Here is a 5,063-nt window from a genome sequence, read left to right on the forward strand (position 1 = left end):
ATCATCGCTGCGCTCAACGCCGCGACACTGGCGGCGCTCGCAGACCCCGAGCTCAAGCAGCGCCTGGAGACCGCCGTCGGCGGCGAGGTCCGCGGCAGCTCGCCGGAGGAGATGAAGAAGCTGATCGAGACCGAGATCGCCAAATGGACCGGCGTGGTCGAGCGGGCGAAGATCCCGAAGATCTGAGCCGGGCAGGCGGCCGGGCCGGTACCGCCCGGCCGCTGCTCACGAATGCTTGATCCGGATCAACAAGCGCCGCCGGCACCGGGATATGTTACTAAGGACGTGTTCCGGCCCCGAAGGGTAAGTCGATATCGATGCGGTTCGTCCGTACCATCCTGGCATTTGCAATCGCCATATCCCTGGCGATGCTGCCGGTTGGCGTGTCCGCATCCAGCCTCGCCATGTCGTCGGACGACATGCACGCGACCATGCAGATGGGCGGCGACGCCGAGATGTCGATGGACGATTGCTGCCCCGACATGAAGGGACCGGCCTCCAACGCGGGCGGTTACAAATGCGGGATGGGCTTCTGCTGCGTCGGCGGCACCATTGCGCTCGATGATATCAGGCCCGTCGCCTTCGGGCATGTCGCCGTAGCGGCGAGCAAGATCGCCATTCCCGCGGATCAGGTCGTCTCCTTCTCCCGCGGCAGTCCTCCTTTCCGACCACCTCGAATCTGATCTCTCTGAGCTGAGGCGCGAGCGGCATGGCTGCTCGCGACGACGACTGACGTGCGCGCCATGCGCCACGGCGAGAGATCAATTCATGAGGACAGGACAATGCTTTCCAAATTCAGCACAGCGGCGCTCGCCGCCACCCTTTCGCTTGCCGCTGCCGCGGCGATGGCGGGCGCCGCCGACTACGCCTTCGAACCCGTCAATGCACAAATGAAGAAGGGCGGCGACGTCACGCTCTCGGTTCGCCTGACCAACAAGCAGACCGGCAAGCCGGTGGCGGACGCCGTCATCTTCAAGACCCGCGTCGACATGGCCCCGGACGGAATGGCTGAGATGGAATCGGCCGTGGCGCCGCTGCCGTCGAAGGAGCCGGGCGTCTACGCCTTCAGGACGGACCTGCCGATGGCCGGTCGCTACCAGGTCACGCTGTCGGCAAAGGTGCAGGGCGAGCCGGAGACTGTCACCGGCAAGGTGATCGTCACGGCAACCAAGTGAGCGTGCGGACGCCGTTCGCGGCGTCCGAGCTTGCCTTTCCCATTTACTTGGACGCGCGCTGAGCGCGCGAATGCACACCATGAAGACGCTGCGTCTCCTGACGATTCTCGCTCTGGGCGGTGGCCTCGCCTTGGCGACGTACTCCTTGGGCGCGTACCGGTCCTCGACCGACGGGCGCTGGTCCGTTCATGCGGAGGTGACCCCCGCTGCGGCCGGGGCGAACCGAGTTCCGCTCTATTACCGCGATCCCAGCGGCGCGCCGTCCTGGTCCGCCGCTCCGAAGAAGGACGAGTGCGGGCGGGACTATCTGCCGGCCTACGAGGACGATCAGGCCGTCGCGGCGGCATCGAAGCCAGCGCAGGCGGCCTCATCGCGAAAAATCCTCTACTACCGCAATCCCATGGGCCTGCCCGACACCTCTCCGGTTCCGAAGAAGGATCCGATGGGGATGAACTATGTCCCCGTCTACGAAGGCGACGAGGTCGACGACGGCACGGTGAAGCTCTCGCCGGGCAAGATCCAGCGCACCGGCGTGAAATCCGAGCCGGTCGAGCGGCGCGCGATCCGCGTCTCGGTCAAGGCGCCCGGCACGATCCAGCTCGACGAGCGCCGCGTCTCGGTGATCGCGATGCGCGCCGAGAGTTTCGTGCAGAAGGTCGCCGACGTCACCACCGGCTCCCGCGTGAAGGCGGGGCAGCCCTTGATGGAAATCTACAGTTCGGCGGTCGCCTCCGCGGCGGCGGAATATCTCGCGACGATCACTTCCAAGACGGTGGGTGGCGTCGAGATGTACGGCCGCGGCTCGCGGCAACGGCTGGTCAATCTCGACGTCCCCGAGCAGGTCATCGCCGAGTTGGAGCGGACGCGCCTCGCGCCCGTCACCGTGCATTGGTCGGCGCGGCGCGACGGCATCGTGCTCGAGCGCAGCGCGATCGAAGGCATGCGCGCCAATCCTGGCGACGTGTTGTTCCGGATTGCGGACACCTCGCTGGTCTGGGCGCTGGTCGACGTCGCCGAGCGCGATCTCGGCAATATCGCGGTGGGGCAGTCCGTCGCAGTGCGCGCGCGCAGCTTTTCCGGCCGTGTCTTCAGCGGCAAGATCGCAATCGTCTATCCGCAGGTGAACCGCGACACAAGGACGGTTCGTGTCCGGATCGAGCTCGCCAATCCTGACGCGGCGCTGCTGCCGGACATGTACGTCGACGCCGACATCGACACGGCCGACAGCGCGCCCGTCCTGGCCATCCAGGATAGCGCGGTGCTCGACACCGGCACGCGCCAGGCCGTTCTCGTCGACAAAGGCGAGGGGCGCTTCGAGCCGCGCGAGGTGAAGCTCGGCCGCCGCGGTGGCGGTTACATCGAGGTGCGGGACGGACTTGCGGACGGCGAGGCGGTGGTCACATCCGCCAACTTCCTGATCGATGCTGAAAGCAATCTGAAGGCCGCGTTCAAAGGTTTTGCCGAGGCGGCGCCGCAGGCTTCCGAACCTGGCCATGCGGCGGGAGATCACAAATGATCGCCCGCATCATCGCCTGGTCGGCGCGCAACCTGCTGCTGGTGCTGTTCGGCACCGGCTTTGCGGCCGCAGCCGGTCTCTATGCGCTGATCCATCTTCCGCTGGATGCGATCCCGGACCTCTCGGACACCCAGGTCATCGTCTACACCGAATATCCCGGCCAGGCGCCGCAGGTGATCGAGGACCAGGTCACCTATCCCCTGACGACGGCGATGCTGACGGTGCCGAAATCCAAGGTCGTGCGCGGCTTCTCGTTTTTCGGCGTGTCGTTCGTTTACGTGATCTTCGAGGACGGCACCGACATCTATTGGGCGCGCTCGCGCGTCCTGGAGTTCCTGAACGGCGCGTCGTCCAGGCTTCCCGCCGGCGTCAGCCCGACCATCGGGCCCGATGCGACCGGCGTCGGCTGGGTCTACCAGTACGCTGTCCTGTCAAAGGAATTGAATCTGGCGGACACCCGCACGATCCAGGACTGGAATCTGAAGTTTGCGCTCGCCAAGGCCGAAGGCGTCGCCGAGGTCGCCAGCATCGGCGGCTTCGTCAAGCAGTACAACGTGGTGCTCGATCCCCAGCGGATGCGCGACCGCGGCATCAGCATGCAGAAGATCCGGGAGGCGATCCGCGCCAGCAACGCCGATGTCGGCGGGCGCACCGTCGAGCTCGCCGAGTTCGAATACGTCATTCGCGGCAAGGGCTACATCAAAAGCATCAACGATCTCGGCAACATCGTCCTGAAGACGAGCAATGGCACGCCGGTGCTGCTCCGCGACGTCGCCAATGTCGAGCTCGGACCGGATGAGCGCCGTGGCATCACCGAGCTGAACGGCGAGGGTGAGGTCGCAAGCGGCATCGTGCTGCAGCGCTTCGGTGCCAATGCCCTCGACGTCATCGAGAACGTCAAAAAGCGCCTCAAGGAGATCGCGAGCAGCCTGCCGAAATCGGTCGAGATCGTGCCGGTCTACGACCGCTCCAGCCTGATCTACGCGGCCATCGACACGCTCAAGCATACGCTGTTCGAGGAGAGCGTCGTGGTTGCGCTGGTCTGCATCGTGTTCCTGCTCCACGTCCGCAGCGCGCTGGTCGCGATCCTGATGCTGCCGGTCGGCGTGTTGATGGCGTTCGGTGCCATGAAGCTGCTCGGGCTGGGATCGAACATCATGAGCCTGGGGGGCATCGCGATTGCGATCGGCGCCATGGTCGATGCCGCCATCGTCATGATCGAGAATGCCCACAAGCATCTCGAACGCGCCGAGCCTGGTCAGTCGCGCGTGCAGATCCTGATCGATGCCGCATCCGAAGTCGGCCCCGCGCTGTTCTTCAGCCTGCTGATCATCACGGTGTCGTTCATGCCGATCTTCACGCTGGAAGCGCAGGAGGGACGGCTGTTCAGCCCGCTGGCGTTCACCAAGACGTTCTCGATGGCGGCTGCGGCCCTGCTATCCGTCACCCTGGTGCCGGCGCTTATGGTGATCTTCATCCGCGGCCGGATCGTGCCGGAGGGCAGGAACGTCATCAATCGTTTACTGATCTGGATCTATCGGCCGGTGATCGATGGCGTGCTTCGCGCCAAGACGCTGGTCATCCTGGCCTCGCTCGTCGTGCTCGCCGTCACGATCTGGCCGGCCCGCCAGCTCGGCACCGAGTTCATGCCGACGCTGAACGAGGGAACGCTGCTCTACATGCCGACGACGCTGCCCGGCATCTCCGTCACCAAGGCGGCCGAGCTGATGCAGACGCAGGACCGCATCATCAAGTCGTTCCCCGAGGTCGCTTCCGTCTACGGCAAGGCGGGACGGGCGGCGACCGCGACCGACCCGGCGCCGACCGAGATGTTCGAGACGGTGGTGAACCTGAAGCCGAAGGAGCAATGGCGCCCCGGTGTCACGGTCGACAGTCTCATTGCGGAGATGGACAAGGCGCTGCAATTTCCCGGCGTCTCCAACGCCTGGACCATGCCGATCAAGGCGCGCATCGACATGCTGTCGACCGGCATCCGCACGCCTGTCGGCGTCAAGGTCATGGGCACCAACCTCGTCGAGATCGACCGGCTGGCGCGGCAGGTCGAACGGGTGATCAAGACCGTCCCGGGCACGTCGTCCGCTTACGCCGAGCGCGGCATCGGCGGCTACTACCTCGAGATCGTTCCGGACCGCGAGGCGCTCGCCCGCTACGGCATCCTGATCCAGGACGTTCAGGACACCATCGCGGCTGCGCTCGGCGGTCAGACGGTGACGACGACCGTGGAGGGACGGCAGCGCTTCACGGTGAACATGCGCTATCCCCGTGACCTCCGCGACAATCCCAAGGCGATCGCCAGCGACATCCTGGTGCCGATGCCGGCGGGTGGCGCCGTGCCGCTCGGCGAGGTCGCG

Annotated in this window: 4 protein-coding genes and 1 pseudogene; all 5 read left to right on the forward strand. The window is 65.6% G+C overall.

Annotated features, from left to right (window positions below):
- Nucleotides 1-186: pseudogene (locus MOV75_RS27010) on the forward strand (tripartite tricarboxylate transporter substrate binding protein); the annotation flags it as partial.
- A gap of 131 nt (nucleotides 187-317) precedes the next feature.
- Nucleotides 318-683: a hypothetical protein gene (locus MOV75_RS27015; protein ID WP_246926028.1), complete on the forward strand. Its 366-nt coding sequence runs from the start codon at nucleotides 318-320 to the stop codon at nucleotides 681-683.
- Nucleotides 684-782: 99 nt separating this feature from the next.
- Nucleotides 783-1,175 carry a FixH family protein gene (locus MOV75_RS27020; protein ID WP_246926030.1) on the forward strand — a complete coding sequence of 131 codons (393 nt, stop codon included), beginning with the start codon at nucleotides 783-785 and terminating at the stop codon, nucleotides 1,173-1,175.
- A 79-nt stretch (nucleotides 1,176-1,254) separates the two neighbouring features.
- The gene (locus tag MOV75_RS27025) at nucleotides 1,255-2,691 is read left to right on the forward strand and encodes an efflux RND transporter periplasmic adaptor subunit (RefSeq protein ID WP_246926032.1); all 1,437 of its coding nucleotides are present in this window, start codon (nucleotides 1,255-1,257) and stop codon (nucleotides 2,689-2,691) included.
- Nucleotides 2,688-5,063 (forward strand): efflux RND transporter permease subunit (locus MOV75_RS27030; RefSeq protein WP_247006903.1); only part of this gene is annotated, 2,376 nt, incomplete at its 3' end. The genes MOV75_RS27025 and MOV75_RS27030, both read left to right, overlap by 4 nt.

The sequence above is a fragment of the Bradyrhizobium sp. PRIMUS42 genome (genome assembly GCF_023006515.1).
GTDB lineage: Bacteria > Pseudomonadota > Alphaproteobacteria > Rhizobiales > Xanthobacteraceae > Bradyrhizobium.